This is a genomic window from Streptomyces sp. NPDC021356, from assembly GCF_040641015.1.
In the GTDB taxonomy this organism is placed as follows: domain Bacteria; phylum Actinomycetota; class Actinomycetes; order Streptomycetales; family Streptomycetaceae; genus Streptomyces.
Genome location: NZ_JBFACU010000003.1, coordinates 241,141 through 257,994 on the forward strand (window position 1 = coordinate 241,141; position 16,854 = coordinate 257,994).

Genomic DNA, 16,854 nt, shown 5'->3' on the forward strand with positions numbered 1-16,854 from the left:
AGTACCGGATCGTCGTGGACGAGTCATCCTTCGACTTCCGAGGGCTGACGGAGGTGCGGTTGACGGACCTGCTGGACGAATTCAGCGACACGCTGGAGGAGTTATCCGAACAGCAGGCGGTCGCAGTCTCGCCGTTGTGGATGGAGGTGGAGTGCGCGGACGACCGTGAGCTCTACGACGTTCTGTACGAGGGGGAGACGCCGCGTGCCGGACGGGACGCGCGGCTGAGAATGATCCGTCTCATGGACCGCTGCCCCACCTGGGACACGGACGTGCCCGGCCTGCCCGACCACGTCGAAGTGGCCGGCGACGGCCGGGACCTCGCCTGGTCCCTCTGCTACGCCTGGTGGCGGACGCGGCAGCGGCACCACGTCGCATGTCTGGTCTTCCCGGCCGGAGACCGCCGCGGCTGGCTCCCGGTCTCCGCGATCGACGGAGCTACGGGTGAGGGGGCGACCGAGGAGGTCTTCCACTTCGTCGAGGCGCCCGCGCTGTCCGAGTTCTGGCGCTCCCTCTTCGAACGGGAGAACGTCACGGAGCAGGACTTCTTCCACCGCGCCCGCCAGAGCTTCCCGCAGCTGGTCTTCGCCGGCTCCCTCTCCTTCCGCAAGTTCGACGGCACCTACGCAGAGATGCGTGACTGGGTCGTACGGCTCCTGAGCGTGGTGCACGACCACTTCGCCGACGCCCTGGCCCTGCACTCGGGGCAGCCGCACCAGGTGCAGGCGGAGCTGGGCCGTTTCGGCCTGGACCTGTCCCCGGAGAGTCCCAACACCCGGTCCAAACCCTCGGTCATGAAGCAGCGGGACGTCGAGCACGAGGGCGAGACCTACCGGTGCGAGTGGCATGGCAAGAAGGAACGACACCGCAATCGCGTCCACTTCAGCCTGCCCCAGCCCCGTCTCGGCGATCGCATACTCATCGGCATCTTCGTGGACCACCTGGACACCTGAGCGCAGGAAGGGGGAAGCGCGGCTCCGCACTGCGCGTACACGTCCCCGGTACCTCGTACAGCCCGGTTCGTCAGCGCGTCCTGCCTGGTCGGTGACGTGTCACGCCCGCCACCGTGGTGGGCGTGACCCATGAAACCCCGCAGCATCGCGCGAGGCACCCTGTGGCGGCCCCGACTGGCAGACCGAGATGCGGGCCTTCGTCGCCCTGATCAAGGAGTGCCGGGCCCTGGGGTTCCAGTGGGTGCTCATCACGGGTGCGAACGACGGCCGAATCTCCGCACCAGCGCATCGAGCGATACCGGCTCACCAGGCCCGACCGGCCTCGTCAGGAGGAAGAGCGCGCCAAGTCACTGGTGTTCGTGGCGGCCACTCACACCCGCGATGAGCTCGTCGTTACTTGGAGCGGCAGCCCGAGCCGCTTTCTGCCCGAAAGCGCGACTCGTACGGCAAACAACGCCGCAGGACTCCTCTCACCCGAGGGCCCTGGCAGGGGCGGCGGCCTGACGGAGGGAGCGGCCGGAATTCTTGCAAGGCCCGTGTCCTCGACGCCATCCGGGCCAGTCGACGCGATGATCGGGCACCGGAGACCGGGTAAGCCCAGCTCCGGTCAAAAGTCCCAGGAACGTCCCAAAGGCGCCGCCACCTCCCTTCCCGCCTTGCATCCATGCACGTCAAACAGGGGGGTGACGACGCTTTTCCTGAAGGCTTTCAGATGTCCCGGAAGATCTCGATCTGCGCCCCCACGGAGTTCAGCCGCTCCGCCAGGTCCTCGTACCCCCGGTTGATGACGTACACGTTGCGCAGCACCGATGTGCCCTCGGCGGCCATCATGGCCAGGAGGACGACGACGGCGGGGCGCAGGGCGGGCGGGCACATCATCTCGGCGGCGCGCCAGCGGGTGGGGCCCTCGACCAGGACGCGGTGCGGGTCGAGCAACTGCAGGCGTCCGCCGAGGCGGTTGAGGTCCGTCAGGTAGATGGCGCGGTTGTCGTAGACCCAGTCGTGGATCAGGGTCTTGCCCTGCGCGGTGGCCGCGATGGCCGCGAAGAAGGGGACGTTGTCGATGTTCAGGCCGGGGAACGGCATCGGGTGGATCTTGTCGATCGGCGCCTCCAGCTTGGAGGGGCGCACCGTGAGGTCGACCAGGCGGGTGCGGCCGTTGTCCGCGACGTACTCGGGGCTGCGGTCGTGGTCGAGGCCCATCTCCTCCAGGACCGCCAGCTCGATCTCCAGGAATTCGATCGGGACCCGGCGGACCGTCAGCTCGGACTCGGTGACGACGGCGGCGGCCAGCAGGCTCATCGCCTCCACCGGGTCCTCGGAGGGGGAGTAGTCGACGTCGACGTCGATGACCGGCACGCCGTGCACAGTGAGCGTGGTGGTGCCGATGCCCTCGACCCGCACGCCCAGCGCCTCCAGGAAGAAACACAGGTCCTGGACCATGTAGTTGGAGGAGGCGTTGCGGATGACGGTCACGCCGTCGTGGCGGGCGGCGGCCAGCAGCGCGTTCTCGGTCACCGTGTCGCCGCGCTCGGTCAGCACGATCGGACGGTCCGGGCGGACCGACCGGTCCACCACGGCGTGGTACTGCCCCTCGGTGGCGGCCACGTCCAGGCCGAACCGGCGCAGCGCGATCATGTGCGGCTCGATGGTGCGCGTACCGAGGTCGCAGCCGCCGGCGTAGGGCAGCTTGAAGTGGTCCAGGCGGTGCAGCAGCGGGCCGAGGAACATGATGATGGAGCGGGTGCGGACGGCGGCCTCGGCGTCGATGGCGTCCAGGTCGAGGTCGGCCGGGGGCACGATCTCCAGGTCGGTGCCGTCGTTGATCCACCGGGTGCGTACACCGATGGAGCCCAGCACCTCCAGGAGGCGGTAGACCTCCTCGATCCGGGCGACCCGGCGCAGCACCGTGCGGCCCTTGTTGAGCAGCGAGGCGCACAGCAGGGCGACGCACGCGTTCTTGCTCGTCTTCACGTCGATGGCGCCGGACAGCCGGCGGCCGCCGACCACGCGCAGGTGCATCGGGCCGGCGTAGCCCAGAGAGACGATTTCGCTGTCGAGCGCTTCACCGATGCGGGCGATCATCTCAAGGCTGATGTTCTGGTTGCCGCGCTCGATGCGGTTGACGGCGCTCTGGCTGGTGCCGAGCGCCTCGGCGAGCTGCGCCTGCGTCCAGCCGCGGTGCTGCCGGGCGTCACGGATGAGCTTGCCGATGCGTACGAGGTAGTCGTCTGCCATGAGGTTGAGGTTATCTCAGATATGAGATGGCACCTCTCGGGGGGTCCGTTCGGGTGAGGTGCCGTCAGTCTTCCCTGCTCACAAGAGTTTGCGGTCACCCGAACAGGTCAGGCAAATCAACCGATGTCGTATGACATCCCCTGTTGTGGTGGGTGTGTCGCGGTCCGTCTCTTCCCGCCGACGGCGACGGACCAGGAGTACTTGTCGGTGCTGAGCCGCACTCCGGGAAGAATTCGAAAACCCTTGCGGAACGTCGGCGGCATGCGGTGCCTCCTTCCTGGCCGCCATGCCCTGAGGCGTTGCACGTCCACTGCCACGTGCTCTCCGGATACCCCGCCTCGGCCTACTGATGGCCGGGCGACGGGAGTTCGCCGCCGACCGGGCGGTCCCGGGCTTCTTCCAGGCCATCCGTCGGCCGGCGCGTCGAGACGAGTACGCCCGACGTCCGCAAGCCGTGCGGACGGCCTCTCACCGTCGGCCGACGGTGCACACCCCGCGACTCGGCGCATGTGTTGCGGATCACCGTGCGCCGTGAAACCCGGCATTCTTCCCGCCGCTCTTCTTCCGTGAATGGGGTGGTGGGGACGGCTGTCCCGCGCGTGAACGGGGTCCGAACGAGTGAGTCGTCCGACAGATGTGAGGCCGTTGCCCGGGCGACGTACGGTCATGGGCTCCATGGCAGGAGCCATGGCGGCCGCGCTGGTCGGCTGTTCCGGTGCGAGGAAGCCGAAGCCGGCTTCGAACAGCACCGAGCCGCTGACGCCGCCCGTTGCCACCCGGGTCGGGTTCGGCGCGGCGGGACGCCCGGTGGTGATGCAGGTGGTCGCCCACCCGGACGACGACCTGCACTTCATGAACCCGGACACGCTCGGCGGACTCGACCAGACCGTCCCCCTGGTGTCGGTGTACGTGACCGGCGGCGGTTCGTACGGCGTCAACGCCGTCCCCGGCCGGCCCAAGCCCCTGCCCAATGTCCCCGCCTACGTCTCGGCCCGCCGGCAGGGTCTGCGCCAGGCGTACGCGGCGATGCTCGGGCTCGGCCTCTTCGCGCCCTGGACCCGGTCCACCCTGACCGTGCCGGACGGCGGTGAGGTCGAGGTGCAGAGCCTCGCCCACCAAGGCAGGCGTGTCGATCTCGTGTTCCTCAGCATCGACATGCACACCCGGGTGGGACCCCACACCCAGGTCGGTATGACGCAACTCTGGGCGGACTCCAGCGCCCAGATCGCCACCGTGGTCGTCCCGGGTTCTCCGGTCACCGGGTTGCGCCACTACAGCCGGGACCAGTTGATCGACACCCTCACCCATCTCCTCGACCGGTTCCGGCCCACGGTCATACGCACGCTGGACCCGGACCCCGACGTGCAGGTGCACGACGCGCACCACCCCAGGGGCAGCGATCAGCGCGGTTACTCGGACCACCCGGACCACACCGCGGTCGCCCTGTTCACCTGGGCCGCCATGACCCAGTGGGTGGGACACCGCACATCCTCCGGGGGCAAGGCCCCGGTGTTCCTGACCGAGGTGTACCGCGGCTACTACAACCAGCGGTGGCCGGTCAACCTGCCCGGCACCCTCGTCCAGCAGAAGGCCCGCTATCTCGACGACTACGGCGGCAGCCCCGACTGGCACTGCGGCAATCCCAGCGGTTGCGGCGACTACAGTGTCGGATCGGGCGCCTCACTGCGCGACAAACGCAACTGGGTGCGCAGCACCCACTACCGGTACCCCACCTCCGGACCGCAGGGCGTCGCCGGACCGGGAGGCGAGCTGACCGTCTACGGCGTGCTCGGCATGCGGGCCGCCCGCTGGACGCGCAGCACGGCGGGCAAGACAGCATGGAGCGCCCCGGAAGACCTCGGGGGCGGCCCGCTGGCCCCGGCGCTGAGCGTCGTCACGATCTCCGGCAGGCGGGATGTGTTGTTCGGGCTTCGCTTCTCCGGGCTCGGCGCCGCGTCGGCCGACAACACGCGGGAAGTCGTCTTCCTCGAGCAGCGGTCCGCCGGGGGGCCGTTCCCTGACACGTGGAGCAGCCTCGGCAACCCCGAGCGCAACCCGGTCCGTGGCCGCCGGGTCGGGCCGCCGACGGCGGTCCTGGGCCGCGACGGCCGCGTCCACGTCTTCGCGCGGAACGCGTCCAAGGGCCTCAGTACGCGGGTCCGGGACACGGCGGGGCACTGGTCGCCGTGGCAGAACCTGGCCGGCGGCCAGGTGCAGGAGGGGCTCACCCCCGCCGTCGACGGCACCGGTCGCATCCATGTCTTCGCCGCCGGGCGCGGCGCCGTCCACGAGTGGGCCCAGTCCGCCCCCGAAGCCGCGGTGCGCTACCGCGGTCCGCTGCGGCTGAGCGCGCCACCCGCCGAGGCGCCGTCGGCCGCGACCGCGGCGGACGGCTCGCTGGTGCTCGCCTACCGGGTACCCGAGACCGCGCAGATCCTCGTCGAGCGGCTGACCGGGAGCGGCCGGAACTGGCAGCCCCTGTCGGCCGTACGGCAGACGGGCTTCGGGCCGCTGGCGCTGCTGCCCGGCGCGGGCCGCGGCGCCGGGCCGATCCTGGCGGTACGGACCGACACCGGCGGGGCTCTGCTCGCCGAGCCCGGGCCCGGCACCGTACCCATGGGCGCCCCGACGACCGCCTTCTGTGTCGGCAGGCCCGCGTTGGTGCCCGTGCGCCCCCATGGCGTGGGCAATGTGACCGGCTCGGTGCTGGTCGCGCTCGGCGCGGGTGCGGCACCGGTCACGCTGTAGACGCCCCGCAGCGGGACGTGCGGTCACAAGAACGCATGGCGGAAGGGATGGCAGGTCGCGTCGGCTCGACCGTGGACGGGCCGGATGCCGTCGGTGACGGGGTTGCCGGAGGAACTGGAGCCGGCGCTGATGCCGGCAGTACTCGCCGGGCGACCGCCTGGCCCGGGCGAACGCGCTCGATGCCGTGACCTCGGCGTGGCGAGTCTGGCTGGTCCGGCTCCCACCGACGGCGTGGCAGCGGCGTGGGGAGCCCCGACGGCAGTGGCGGTCCGCGTGTGTGTCGACCGCGGCGGCTGCGAGAGATCAGCCACCGGCCGCGCATGACCTTCCGCCCCCCATGTACTAGAGTTATCTCGACATCGAGATATCTGCCGAGGAGCGCCACCGCCGCCACCCTGGTAAGGATTACCTAACTTAGGCCTACCTTAGTGGACTGGCCGAGATGGTGTGGCGGCAGGATCGTGGTGGTACGCGCACATCAATGAAGGAGACTGTCGTGTCGGCGAACAGCTTCGACGCCCGCAGCACGCTGCAGGTGGGCGACGAGTCGTACGAGATCTTCCGGCTTGACAAGGTCGAGGGCTCGGCCCGACTGCCTTACAGCCTGAAGGTCCTGCTGGAGAACCTGCTCCGCACCGAGGACGGCGCGAACATCACCGCCGACCACATCCGCGCCCTCGGCGACTGGGACTCCCAGGCCCAGCCGTCGCAGGAGATCCAGTTCACGCCGGCCCGCGTGATCATGCAGGACTTCACCGGTGTCCCCTGCGTCGTGGACCTCGCGACCATGCGCGAGGCCGTCAAGGAGCTGGGCGGCGACCCGGCGAAGATCAACCCGCTGGCCCCGGCCGAGCTGGTCATCGACCACTCCGTCATCGCCGACAAGTTCGGCACCAACGACGCCTTCCAGCAGAACGTCGAGCTGGAGTACGGCCGCAACAAGGAGCGCTACCAGTTCCTGCGCTGGGGCCAGACCGCCTTCGACGAGTTCAAGGTCGTCCCGCCCGGCACCGGCATCGTCCACCAGGTGAACATCGAGCACCTGGCCCGCGTCGTCATGGTCCGCGACGGCAAGGCGTACCCCGACACCCTGGTCGGCACCGACTCGCACACCACCATGGTCAACGGCCTCGGCGTCCTCGGCTGGGGCGTCGGCGGCATCGAGGCCGAGGCCGCCATGCTCGGCCAGCCGGTCTCCATGCTGATCCCGCGCGTCGTCGGCTTCAAGCTGACCGGCGAGCTGAAGCCCGGCACCACCGCCACCGACCTGGTGCTCACCATCACCGAGATGCTGCGCAAGCACGGTGTGGTCGGCAAGTTCGTCGAGTTCTACGGCGAGGGCGTGGCCGCGACCTCCCTCGCCAACCGCGCCACCATCGGCAACATGTCGCCGGAGTTCGGCTCGACCGCCGCGATCTTCCCGATCGACTCCGAGACCATCAACTACATGCGCCTGACCGGCCGCCCCGAGCAGCAGCTCGCGCTCGTCGAGGCGTACGCCAAGCAGCAGGGCCTGTGGCTGGACCCGACCGCCGAGCCGGACTACTCCGAGAAGCTCGAACTGGACCTGTCCACCGTCGTGCCGTCCATCGCCGGCCCCAAGCGCCCGCAGGACCGCATCGTCCTGGCGAACGCCGCCGAGCAGTTCAAGCAGGACGTGCGCAACTACGTCGACAGCGTCGACGAGGCGGGCGTGGAGTCCTTCCCGGCCTCCGACGCCCCGGCCGTCCACCCGAACGGCGCCCCGTCCAACCCGGTCCCGGTGACCGCCCCCGACGGCACCACCTACGAGCTGGACCACGGCGCGGTCACCGTCGCCGCCATCACCTCCTGCACCAACACCTCCAACCCGTACGTCATGGTCGCTGCAGCGCTGGTGGCCAAGAAGGCGGTGGAGAAGGGCCTGACCCGCAAGCCGTGGGTGAAGACCACCCTGGCGCCCGGCTCCAAGGTCGTCATGGACTACTACGACAAGGCCGGCCTGACCCCGTACCTGGACAAGCTGGGCTTCAACCTCGTCGGTTACGGCTGCACCACCTGCATCGGCAACTCCGGCCCGCTGCCGGAGGAGGTCTCCAAGGCCGTCAACGACCACGACCTGGCCGTCACCTCGGTCCTGTCCGGCAACCGCAACTTCGAGGGCCGGATCAACCCCGACGTCAAGATGAACTACCTGGCGTCCCCGCCGCTGGTCGTCGCCTACGCCATCGCCGGCTCCATGAAGGTGAACATCACCGAGGACGCCCTCGGCGTCGACCAGGACGGCAACCCGGTCCACCTGAAGGACATCTGGCCCTCCGAGGCCGAGGTCAACGACGTCGTCGCCAACGCCATCGGCGAGGACATGTTCTCCAAGTCCTACGCCGACGTGTTCGCCGGCGACGCCCAGTGGCAGTCGCTGCCGATCCCCACCGGCAACACCTTCGAGTGGGACGCCGAGTCCACCTACGTCCGCAAGCCCCCGTACTTCGAGGGCATGGGCCAGGAGCCGGAGGCGGTCGAGGACATCACCGGCGCCCGCGTGCTCGCCAAGCTGGGCGACTCGGTCACCACCGACCACATCTCCCCGGCCGGCGCCATCAAGGCCGACACCCCGGCGGGCCAGTACCTCACGGAGCACGGCGTGCAGCGCCGCGACTTCAACTCCTACGGCTCGCGCCGCGGCAACCACGAGGTGATGATCCGCGGCACGTTCGCCAACATCCGCCTGCGCAACCAGATCGCGCCGGGCACCGAGGGCGGCTACACCCGCGACTTCACCCAGGAAGGCGGCCCGGTCGCCTTCATCTACGACGCCTCGCGCAACTACATCGAGCAGGACATCCCGCTCGTCGTCCTCGCGGGCAAGGAGTACGGCTCCGGCTCGTCCCGTGACTGGGCCGCGAAGGGCACCGCGCTGCTCGGCGTCAAGGCCGTCGTCGCCGAGTCCTACGAGCGCATCCACCGTTCGAACCTGATCGGCATGGGCGTCCTGCCGCTGCAGTTCCCCGAGGGCCACACCGCGTCCTCCCTCGGTCTGACCGGCGAGGAGACCTTCTCCATCACCGGCGTCACCGAGCTGAACGAGGGCACCGTCCCGCGCACGGTGAAGGTCACCACCGACACCGGCGTCGAGTTCGACGCGGTCGTCCGCATCGACACCCCCGGCGAGGCGGACTACTACCGCAACGGCGGCATCATGCAGTACGTGCTGCGCAGCCTGATCCGCAAGTAGGCGGCACGGCAGGACAGCAGAGGGCCGCACCCCCGGCGCCGGGGGTGCGGCCCTCGCCCGTACACGGCCCGGGGTGCAACCCTCGGTACGACAGGAAGCACGACGGTCTTCCACCCCGCACGGAAACACGCTCGGGCGGACCCGGCGGCACGTGGGCCGTGGCCGCCGGGTCCGCGAGCCGGGCAGGTGAAGGGGGGAAGACATCTGCCCGGGTGGTGCTGGCTTGGGTGAACCATGGTGCGACAACGTTGTCTGGATGGTCTGTACATGACTCTACCGTCGTAACCGACAACGATGTCAAGCAACTTGGGGCGCGCCCACCCATGTGAGTGTCGGCGCGCGCCGGGAGAGCACGCGGTCTTCCGTTGTACCACCGGCGCGCGCTACTGTCCCTGCGGCTTGAGTGATCCCCGGTGCGCGACCCGTCCGAAGGAGGAGGGGCCGCGTCATGCGCTTCCGTCCCCTGTCCCTGCTGCTGGCCGCCGCACTCGCGGCCGGCGGTGCCACCCCCGCCCTCGCGGCGACCACCGCCCCCGGGAGATCCAGCCCCGCCCTGGTCAAGGACCCCACCCGGTACGTCGATCCGCTGATCGGCACGAAGAACGGCGGTGACACCTTCCCGGGCGCCGTCACCCCCTTCGGCATGCTCTCCTTCAGCCCGGAGAACACCCGCGGCGACGCCACCCGCACCACGGCCCCCGGCGGATACCACTACGACGCCACCCGCGTCCGCGGCTTCAGCCTCACCCACATGTCCGGCACCGGCTGCGCGGGCGGCAGCGGCGACATCCCGTTCTTCCCCTACGCCGGACAGGTCACCACCTCACCGGCGAGCGACACCAAGGACGCCGTCTACGCCTCCGACTTCCAGCACACCGACGAGACGGCCGAGCCCGGGCACTACAAGGTCGGCCTCGCCTCCGGTGTCACCGCCGACCTGACCGCGACGGCCCGCACCGGCTCGGCGCGCTTCACCTACCCCGCGGACAAACCCGCCTCGCTGCTGATCCGCACCGCCAACTCCGAGGTCGGCTCGACCGACTCCTCGGTCACCATCGATGCGGCCACCCGGACCGTCTCCGGCTCCGTGACCTCCGGGAACTTCTGCGGCTACCTCGACCCCGAGGGCCAACGCGCCTACTACACCCTGTACTTCACCGCCCGGTTCGACCGCCCGTTCAAGGCGACCGGTACCTGGCAGGACGACAAGGTGACCCCCGGCGCGACCTCGGCCACCGGCGGCACCGGCGGCTTCTCGCACGGCGGGCGGCCCGTGGCCGGCGAGGGCGCCGGCGGCTACGTCGAGTTCGCCCCCGGCACCGGCCCGGTCGGCGTCAAGGTCGGCATCTCCTACGTCAGCCAGGCCGGCGCCGCCGCGAACCTCGCGGCCGAGAACCCGCCCCGGCGCTCCTTCGACTCCGTGCGCGACGCGGCCCGCCGTGCCTGGCGCGAGCGGCTGGGCGCGATCCAGGTCGGCGGCGGCACGGACGACGAGCGCACCACCTTCTACACCGCGCTCTACCACGCCCTGCTGCACCCGAACGTCATCAGCGACGCCGACCGCCGCTACCGGGGCGCCGACGGCAAGGTGCACACGGTCGGCCGCGGCCACCAGGCGCAGTACGGCACCTTCTCCGGCTGGGACGTCTACCGCGACCAGGTGCAGCTGCTGACCCTGCTCAGCCCGCGCACCGGCTCCGACATCGCCCAGTCGCTGTACGAGCTGGCCGGGCAGAACGGCGGCACGTGGGACCGCTGGCTGCACGGCGCGAGCGGCACCCACGTCATGAACGGCGACCCCTCGCCCACCGCGCTGGCCGGCATCCGCGCCTTCGGCGGCACCGACTTCGACCTCAAGGGCGCGCTGGCGTCCCTGGTGAAGGCGGCCACCGTACCGACCGCGCAGGACCTGTCCGCCGCGGGCAAGCCGGTGCTCTCCGCCGGTCAGCGGCCGTCCCTGGACAAGTACCTCAAGCTGCACTACATGCCGTCCGTCTCCAACGCCTGGGGCGGCGCCGCCGAGACCCTGGAGATGTCCACCGCCGACTTCTCCCTCTCCCAGCTCGCCGCCGCGGCCGGGCAGAAGAAGACCGCGGACGCCTTCGCGGGCCGCGCCCAGTGGTGGCAGAACAACTTCAACATCGCGGCCACCCCGACCGGCGGCTACATCGCCAACCGCAAGGCCGACGGCAGCTGGGTCACCGGCTTCACCCCGGACACCGGAAACGGCTTCGTCGAGGGCACGGCCGCCCAGTACACCTGGATGGTCCAGCACAACCCGGCCGGGCTGTTCGCGGCCATGGGCGGCAAGGACAAGGCCCTCGCCCGGCTCGACGCCTTCTTCCACACGACGGACGGCGGCTGGGCGTTCACCGGCGGCGGTGGCGACAAGGCGGCCATGGACAACGAGCCGTCGATCAACGTCCCCTACCTGTACGACTACGCGGGCGCGCCCTACAAGGCCCAGGAGACCGTCCGTGCCGCCATGCGGCAGCTGTGGACGACCGAGCCCGGTGGCATCCCCGGCAACGACGACCTCGGCGCCATGTCGTCCTGGTACGTCTTCTCCGCCCTCGGCATGTACCCGCAGGTCCCCTCCCGCTCCGAACTCGTCCTCGCCTCCCCGCTGTTCGAACGCGCCGAGATCCACCGCCCGCACGGAGGCGACATCTCCATCCGCGCCCGGGGAGCGGCGGCCGGATCGCCGTACGTCCAGTCCCTGAAGGTGAACGGCCGCACGAGCGAGCGGCCGTGGCTGCCCGCCTCCTTCGTCCGCGACGGCGGACGCCTGGACTACACCCTCTCCTCGACCCCGAACCGCGCCTGGGGCAGCGACCCGGCCGCGGCGCCGCCGTCCTTCCGGCAGGGCGAGCAGCCGTACCAGATCGGCGTGGGACCGACCACGGCGACGCTCGCCCCCGGTGAGAGCACCAAGGTCTCCATCCGCGCCCTGTCGCTCAACGGCGGGCAGGGCCCCGACGTGCGCTTCCGGGTCCAGGCACCGGCCGGCGTCACGGCGAGCCCCGCCGAGGGCACGGTGACCGGCGGATCCCAGGAGATCACCCTGAGCGCCGGGAAGGACACCGCGCAGGGCTTCTACGACGTGCTGGTCACGGTGACCTCGGGCGAGCAGTCCTACGAGCAGCCCGTCGCCCTGACCCTCGCGGCGCCCGGCACCCTGCTCGCCGCCCGGAACAACACCGGTGTCTCCGACGACACGGGCGACCACGACGAGGCCGACTACGACGGCGGCGGCTGGAGCTACTCCCGGCAGGCCCTCGCCGCGGCCGGCCTCACCCCGGGCGGGCAGGGCACGGTGGACGGCCTGGCCTTCACCTGGCCCGACTCGCCCAGCGGCCGTCCGGACAACGTGTCGGCGGCGGGCCAGACGATCACCCTGTCCGCCCCCGCGTCCGCGCTGTCCTTCGTCGGCAGCGCGGTCAACGGCAACCAGCAGGCCAAGGCCACCGTCACCTACACCGACGGCACCACGGCCGCGGTCGACCTCGCCCTCACCGACTGGACCGTCGGCGGGGGCGGCGGCTCCGTCCAGTACGGCAACACGGTCGTGGCCAAGACGGCGTACCGCAACGTCGCAGGCGCGGACAAGGACCCCGTCGCCACCTACGTGTTCGCCACCCGGGCCTTCCAGGCTCCGGCCGGCAAGCAGATCCGGTCGGTGCAGCTGCCGTCCGACACCGACCTGCACGTCTTCACCCTCGCGGTGAAGTGACCGCGTGAAGTGACCGGCTGAGCCGTACACCGGCAGCACGAAGGGGCGGGCCCGAAAGGACCCGCCCCTTCTGTTGTGCCCTGCCGCACACCGCGTGTGCGTCAGGCCAGCAGCTCCACCTCCGCCAGCGTCGCGGAACCGTCGAGCACCAGCCGGTACTTCTGGTAGGTGCCCGGCGAGGCGATCGTGAACGGACGGGTCTGCTTGTCCCAGGCGAAGGACTCGCCCGAGCGCCGGTCCACGGTCTTCCAGTGCGTGCCGTCCGAGGACGCCTGGAGCGTCCAGCCCGTCGGGGCCTTGGTGCGGTCGCCCGACGACGTCAGCGTGTACTGGACCGCCTTGGCGGAGCCGGTGACCGGCAGGTCCACCGTGCTCACCGTCGCGTCCGTCGACGAGGTGTCGTCGAACAGCGCGCCGTCGCCCTTGAGCACGTCCGCGCGCGGCGTCGGAGCCTTGTCGCCGGTCGTGATCGACACGGGCGCGGCGTTCTCGCCCGTGCCCCACTTCGACGGCCGCGACCCCATGTCGAACTCCAGGACGCCGCCCTTGGAGAGCAGGGAGTGCGGCAGGTTCGTGGAGTTCCACTTCTTGCCGTTGAACCGGACGCCCTGCACGTAGATGTTCTTCGCGCTGTTGCGGGGCGCCTTCACGACCAGGTCGTGGCCGTTCTCCAGGTGGACGGTCGCCTTGGTGAACAGCGGGGAGCCTATGGCGTACTCACCGCTGCCCATGACCAGCGGGTAGAAGCCGAGCGAGGAGAAGAGGTACCAGGCCGACTGCTCGCCGTTGTCCTCGTCGCCGTGGTAGCCCTGGCCGATCTCGCTGCCGACGTAGAGCCGGGAGAGCACCTCGCGGATCTTCTCCTGCGCCTTCCACGGCTGCCCGGCCGCGTCGTACATGTACGTGACGTGGTGGGCGACCTGGTTGGAGTGGCCGTACTGGCCCATCCGCACGTCCCGCGCCTCGGTCATCTCGTGGATGATCCCGCCGTAGGAGCCGGCGAACTCGGAGGTCGCCGTCTCCGGGGTGGCGAAGTACGTGTCGAGCTTGTCCGCCAGGCCCTTCTGGCCGCCGTACAGGTTGGCAAGGCCCTTGCTGTCCTGCGGGGCGGTGAAGGCGTAGCCCCAGCCGTCGGTCTCCGTGTAGTCGTAACCCCACACGCGCGGGTCGTACTTCGCGGAGTCGACGCGCCAGTCGCCCTTGGCGTCCTTGCCCTGGAAGAAGCCGGCCTTGGGGTCGAACAGCTTCACGTAGTCCTGGGCGCGGTTGAGGAAGTACCGCGCCTCGTCCTGGTAGTGCTTCTGGCCCGTCTTCTTGTAGAGGGCCTCGCCCATCTTGGCGATGCCGTAGTCGTTGACGTAACCCTCCATGGCCCACGACAGGCCCTCGCCGGTGGCGGTGCTGGTGTAGCCGAGGAAGGGCGAGGTGCTCATGCCCTTGCGGCCCACACCGGAGGACGGCGGCACCACGGTGGCGTTCTTGAGGGCCGCCTCGTACGCCGCCTTCGCGTCCATCGGGACGCCCTTGACGTACGCGTCGGCGAAGGCGACGTCCGAGGAGGTGCCGGTCATCAGGTCGGCGTAGCCGGGGGAGGACCAGCGTGAGGTCCAGCCGCCGTCCTTGTAGCCCTGCACGAACCCGTCGACCATCTCACCGGCCTGCGAGGGCGTCAGCAGCGAGTACGCCGGCCAGGTGGTGCGGTAGGTGTCCCAGAAGCCGTTGTTGACGTACACCTTGCCGTCGACAATCTTCGCGCCCGTGTGCGTCGGCGTGTCCTCGCTGGTCATCGCCGAGAACGGGGAGGCGTACCGGTCCTTGCCGCCGACCTTCTCGAAGCCCGAGTTCGGGTACAGGTACAGCCGGTACATGCTGGAGTACAGCGTGGTCAGCTGGTCCGGCGTGGCGCCCTGGACCTCGACCTTGCCGAGCAGCTTGTCCCAGGCGCGCTGGGCGTGCTTCTCGACCTGGTCGAAGGAGGTGCCGGCCGGGATCTCCTGGCGCAGGTTGTCCTCGGCCTGGTCGACGCTGATGAGCGAGGTGGCCAGGCGCAGGGTGACGGCGTGGTCCTTGCCGGTGTCGAAGCGCAGGTAGCCCTTGACCCCGGAGGAGGAGCCGTCCTTGACGGGCTTGTCGAAGACGCCGTAGACGAAGAGCCGGGTGGCGCCGGTGGACAGCCCGGACTTCACGTCCGAGTAGCCGGTGACGACGCCGTGCTCCTTGTCCAGGGTCAGGCCGCCCTGGTCGGTGACGTTGTCGAAGAGGACGCTCGCGTCGTCACCCGGGTAGGTGAAGCGCAGCGCCGCCGCGTGGTCGGTCGGGGCCATCTCGGCCTTGAGGCCGTTCTCGAACCGCACACCGTAGTAGTAGGGGTGCGCGGTCTCGTTCTCGTGCCGGAAGGGCAGCGCGCGGGCGGTGCGGTCGGTGTCCGGGGTGCCGGACGCCGCCGACGGCATCACCTGGAACGTCTGCCGGTCGCCCATCCAGGGGCTCGGCTCGTGGCTGGCGGCGAAGGCCTGGACGGTGGGCAGGTTGTCGCTGTTGTTCGCACGTGCGTATTCGTACAGCCAGCTCTGCGATCCCGCGTTGGTGACCGGGGTCCAGAAGTTGAAGCCGTGCGGCATCGCGGTCGCGGGGAAGTTGTTGCCGCGCGAGAAGCTGCCGCTGGAGTTGGTGCCGCGGGTGGTCAGCGCGTAGTCGGCCAGGTGGGCCTTGGGGCGCTCGGGCGCGGCCCGCTTGATCGACACGTCGTCCAGCCAGCCGCGGAACTTCGCCGGGCCGCTGGGGGAGTCGTAGGCGAGCAGCACGCGGTCGACGGTCTTGCCGGCCGCGACCGACCCGATCCGCGAGACCACGTTGTTCCACTGGTTGACGTAGAGCGTCTTGGCCGCGCCCTGCGCCTGCGGGCTCAGTCCGAAACCGTGCTGGTCGGTGGCGCCCAGCCGGCTCAGGTACGTGCCGTCGGTGAAGGCGAGGTCGACGGAGACGTTCGTGGCGTCGTAGTCGCGGTCGCCGTCGGCCATCGACGGGAAGAGCCGGTAGGACAGCTGGGTGTCCCGGGTGACCTTGACGTCGACGTCGAAGATCTTGTTGTACGAGTAGGCGCGGCCCTTGGCGGTGTGCCGGCCGGCGTAGCGCAGCGCGCGCTTGCCGGTGTAGCCCGCGCCGGCCTTGGCGGTCGGTGAGCCGCTCGGGCCGCGGTCGACGAGGGAGAGCATGTCCGGCGGTACGGTCCCGCCCTCGTCGCCGGTGGAGAACTGCACATCGGCGAGCTGGAGTATGTTCGAGCCGCCGTTGTTCTTCGTGATCTCCAGCCGGAAGTGCTGGTACTCGGCCGGCGCGGCGAGGTCGTACGTCTTCGTCTGGAACCGCTGGGCGAACGATTCGCCGGAGCGGGTGTCGACGGTCTTCCAGTCCTTGCCGTCGGCGGACGCCTTCAGCGTCCAGTCCTTCGGGTCGCGCTCCGCGTAGTCATTGGCGGACGTGAGGGCGTATCGGGTGATTTTCTGGGGTTTGTCGAAATCGAATTCCACCCAGCCGGTGGATTGGAACGCGAGCCACTTGGTGCCCGGATCACCGTCGACGAGGTTCTCCTTGACCTCGCCCGAGCCGGTGTTCTCGGCGCTGGCCCTGAGGTCGGTGACGTGGTCGTCCACGTTGCCCGGGATGCCGGTGCTGTAGCCGCCGTCCACGCCCGAGGCGCGCTTGCCGCCGTCCGGCGCGGTGTCGACCGTGCTCACCCAGTCCGGCGCCGGGTCACCGGACTCGAACGAGGACGCGAACTCCCGGTCGGCCGCCGGGGCCTTGCCGGGCAGGGCGACCGCCGCGCCCTGGGAACCTGCGGCCAACACGAAGGCGGCCGTGACGACGACCGCCGGACCCCATCTGTGCCGTACTCTGCGCTGCATACGAGGGCGCCCTCCCTGGTTCTCCAAGCGCCGGACAACGTTGTCAAATTCGGCGCAAGCACC

6 protein-coding genes and 1 pseudogene are annotated in these 16,854 nt (G+C 70.1%); 4 read left to right on the plus strand and 3 right to left on the minus strand.

What is annotated here, in order from left to right:
* Positions 1 to 14 precede the first annotated feature (14 nt).
* Complete coding sequence (locus AB0G56_RS05195) at positions 15 to 953, plus strand: hypothetical protein (protein ID WP_360963868.1); 939 nt, start codon at positions 15 to 17, stop codon at positions 951 to 953.
* A 708-nt stretch (positions 954 to 1,661) separates the two neighbouring features.
* Here AB0G56_RS05195 and AB0G56_RS05200 read toward each other — a convergent pair.
* Both AB0G56_RS05200 and AB0G56_RS05205 read right to left on the minus strand, forming a co-directional pair.
* Positions 1,662 to 3,191: a UDP-N-acetylglucosamine 1-carboxyvinyltransferase gene (locus AB0G56_RS05200; protein WP_360963870.1), complete on the minus strand. Its 1,530-nt coding sequence runs from the start codon at positions 3,189 to 3,191 to the stop codon at positions 1,662 to 1,664.
* A gap of 94 nt (positions 3,192 to 3,285) precedes the next feature.
* Positions 3,286 to 3,454 (minus strand): annotated as a pseudogene (locus AB0G56_RS05205) (DUF4236 domain-containing protein).
* A 412-nt stretch (positions 3,455 to 3,866) separates the two neighbouring features.
* On the opposite strand from AB0G56_RS05205, the gene AB0G56_RS05210 reads away from it, so the two are divergent.
* The 3 genes from AB0G56_RS05210 (at position 3,867) to AB0G56_RS05220 (ending at position 12,886) form a co-directional block, all read left to right on the plus strand.
* Positions 3,867 to 5,939, plus strand: coding sequence for a PIG-L family deacetylase (locus AB0G56_RS05210; protein ID WP_360963873.1), 2,073 nt, complete (start codon positions 3,867 to 3,869; stop codon positions 5,937 to 5,939).
* Between the two features lie 496 nt (positions 5,940 to 6,435).
* The gene (gene acnA, locus AB0G56_RS05215; RefSeq protein ID WP_360963876.1) at positions 6,436 to 9,153 is read left to right on the plus strand and encodes an aconitate hydratase AcnA; all 2,718 of its coding nucleotides are present in this window, start codon (positions 6,436 to 6,438) and stop codon (positions 9,151 to 9,153) included.
* 448 nt (positions 9,154 to 9,601) lie between these two features.
* Positions 9,602 to 12,886 (plus strand): GH92 family glycosyl hydrolase, encoded by a 3,285-nt coding sequence (locus AB0G56_RS05220; protein ID WP_360963879.1) that lies wholly within the window; start codon positions 9,602 to 9,604, stop codon positions 12,884 to 12,886.
* A gap of 101 nt (positions 12,887 to 12,987) precedes the next feature.
* On the opposite strand, the gene AB0G56_RS05225 is transcribed toward AB0G56_RS05220, so the two are convergent.
* Positions 12,988 to 16,791, minus strand: a complete 3,804-nt coding sequence (locus AB0G56_RS05225; RefSeq protein ID WP_360963882.1) for a GH92 family glycosyl hydrolase — start codon at positions 16,789 to 16,791, stop codon at positions 12,988 to 12,990.
* Positions 16,792 to 16,854 lie beyond the last annotated feature (63 nt).

What these genes read in the sequence shown, in the direction of transcription:
- AB0G56_RS05200 (WP_360963870.1), bottom strand. Translation starts at nt 3,191, where the DNA reads ATGGCAGACGACTACCTCGTACGCATCGGCAAGCTCATCCGTGACGCC.
- AB0G56_RS05225 (WP_360963882.1), bottom strand. Translation starts at nt 16,791, where the DNA reads ATGCAGCGCAGAGTACGGCACAGATGGGGTCCGGCGGTCGTCGTCACG.
- AB0G56_RS05220 (WP_360963879.1), top strand. Translation starts at nt 9,602, where the DNA reads ATGCGCTTCCGTCCCCTGTCCCTGCTGCTGGCCGCCGCACTCGCGGCC.
- AB0G56_RS05210 (WP_360963873.1), top strand. Translation starts at nt 3,867, where the DNA reads ATGGCAGGAGCCATGGCGGCCGCGCTGGTCGGCTGTTCCGGTGCGAGG.